Here is a 2,101-nt window from a genome sequence, read left to right as displayed (position 1 = left end):
GAACAGCGCAATCACGATCAGCAGCAGCCCAGCCAGCGCCGCGATCGGCTTCCCGCTGCTGCTGCTCGTCACGATCGGCTGGAGCGAATGGCAGGATCCGCTGGGCGTGCGGGTCGCGGCGCTGGCTGGGCTGCTGCTGATCGTGATTGCGCTGTTCGCCCCGGCGGGCGCGGTGCACTGGGCGGCGATCGCCACCCCGGTGCTGCTGGTTGGCGGCGCGTTCCTGCCCGACCTGATCCGCGACCTTGCCCGCGCGATACTCGACATGCGGCGCGTGCGGGTGCACAGGGTCACGCGATGAAGCGCATCCTGCTGATCGTCGGGGGTGGCATCGCGGCCTACAAGGCGTGCGAGCTCATCCGCCTGCTCCGCCGCGCCGGGCATGACGTCACCTGTGTCGTGACCCGGGCCGGCCAGCAGTTCGTCACGCCGATGACGCTCGCCGCACTGTCCGAGAACCCGGTCTATACCGACCTGTGGGATCTCAAGGATGAGGCGGAGATGGGCCATATCCAGCTCAGCCGCCAGGCCGATCTGGTCGTCGTCGCCCCTGCGACCGCCGACCTGATCGCGCGCATGGCGGGGGGCCATGCCGACGATCTCGCCACCACGCTGCTGCTTGCCACCGACAAGCCGGTGCTGATCGCGCCGGCGATGAACGTGCGGATGTGGCTGCATCCGGCAACCCGGCGCAACGTCGCGCGGCTCGTCGCCGACGGGGTGCAGGTCCTCGACCCCGACGAGGGCGCAATGGCGTGCGGCGAGTATGGCCCCGGGCGCCTGCCCGAGCCGCAGGCGATCGCCGATGCCATCGAAACGAAGCTGGCCGGCGGCGCGGACGGGCGGCTGGCCGGGCGGCATGTGGTGGTCACCGCCGGCCCGACGCACGAGCCGATCGATCCGGTACGCTACATCGCCAATCGTTCGTCGGGCAAGCAGGGGTTCGCGATTGCCGGCGCGCTCGCGGCACTGGGCGCACGCGTCACGCTGGTCGCCGGCCCGGTCGCGCTGCCCGCGCCGCCCGGCGTCGACCGGATCGACGTGACGACCGCGCGCGAGATGCGCGACGCGGTGATCGCGGCGCTGCCCGCCGACGCGGCCGTGATGGTCGCCGCGGTCGCGGACTGGCACGTCGCCGACGCCGCCGGCCTCAAGATCAAGAAGGGCGCGCAGCCGCCGACGCTTGCGCTCGTCCCCAATCCCGACATTCTGGCCGAACTCGGCGCGAGCAGCGCGCGGCCGGGGCTGCTGATCGGCTTTGCCGCCGAAACCCATGGCGTGCTCGACCATGCCGCCGACAAGCGCGTGCGCAAGAATGCCGACTGGATTGTCGCCAACGACGTGTCGGGTGACGTGATGGGCGGCGCGCGTAACGCCGTCCACCTGATTTCCGCCGACGGCGTCGACTCCTGGCCCGAACTGTCGAAGGAGGAGGTCGCCGCGCGGCTGGCGGCACGGATCGCCGATGCGCTTTGACATCCGCCGCGCAGGTGCGTTGCTGGCGCTGATGCTGCTTGCCGGGTGCATGACCGCCCCGGCAGCGCGGCCGGTGACCGATGCGCCGCCGGCCCTGTTGCTGACCGAACGCTTCGGCCCCGTGCGCGGCACCGGCAAGGCGCTGTTCATCCTGGTCAGCGCGCGTCCCGAAGCCGAAACGCGGATTGCCGAGCGCGCGCTGGCGCAGGCGCTTGTCGCGCGCGTGCCGGGAAGCCGCGCCATACTGGTCCTGCGCGCGGGCCATCAGGCCGCAACCGATCGCGCCTCGCCGGGCGACGCGGGCCGTGGCAATGGCGACGACCTGACCGCCGACCGCCTTGCCCTGCTGGCCGCGACGATCCGCGATGTCGAACAGCGCCACCCCGACATGCGGCCGATCGTGATCGGCATCGGCACCGGCGCGGCCGCGGTCGCCAATCTGGCCGGCACCCGGCCCCAACTGGTCGGCGCGATGGTGCTGGCGGCATGCCCGTGCGCGCTGCCCGAATGGCGCGCGCTCCGGGCGAAGGCGGACCCCGCCGGCGGCTGGACCCAGCCCGTGGCCAGCCTCGACCCGCTGCAGACCGCTGGCGGCGTCGCGCCGGGGCTCCGTGCGGTGCTGATC

General features: G+C 72.6%; 2 protein-coding genes and 1 pseudogene. All 3 read left to right on the top strand.

Features of this window, described 5'->3' with window-relative positions; genetic code table 11:
• Positions 1-301: pseudogene (locus AX709_RS19040) on the top strand (hypothetical protein); the annotation flags it as partial.
• Positions 298-1,476 carry a bifunctional phosphopantothenoylcysteine decarboxylase/phosphopantothenate--cysteine ligase CoaBC gene (coaBC, locus tag AX709_RS17220; RefSeq protein ID WP_066551190.1) on the top strand — a complete coding sequence of 393 codons (1,179 nt, stop codon included), beginning with the start codon at positions 298-300 and terminating at the stop codon, positions 1,474-1,476. The pseudogene AX709_RS19040 and the gene coaBC, both read left to right, overlap by 4 nt.
• The coding region (locus AX709_RS17215; RefSeq protein WP_066551189.1) for a hypothetical protein at positions 1,466-2,101 on the top strand (636 nt) is incomplete at its 3' end. The genes coaBC and AX709_RS17215, both read left to right, overlap by 11 nt.

This window comes from Sphingomonas sp. CCH15-F11, assembly GCF_001557005.1.
Lineage (GTDB): Bacteria > Pseudomonadota > Alphaproteobacteria > Sphingomonadales > Sphingomonadaceae > Sphingomonas.
The sequence above is the reverse complement of the archived record's forward strand: the minus strand, read 5'-3'. Positions and strand labels throughout refer to the sequence as shown.

Bases quoted from the DNA above. Each gene is read 5' to 3' on its own strand.
- coaBC (WP_066551190.1), top strand. From the start codon at position 298: ATGAAGCGCATCCTGCTGATCGTCGGGGGTGGCATCGCGGCCTACAAG.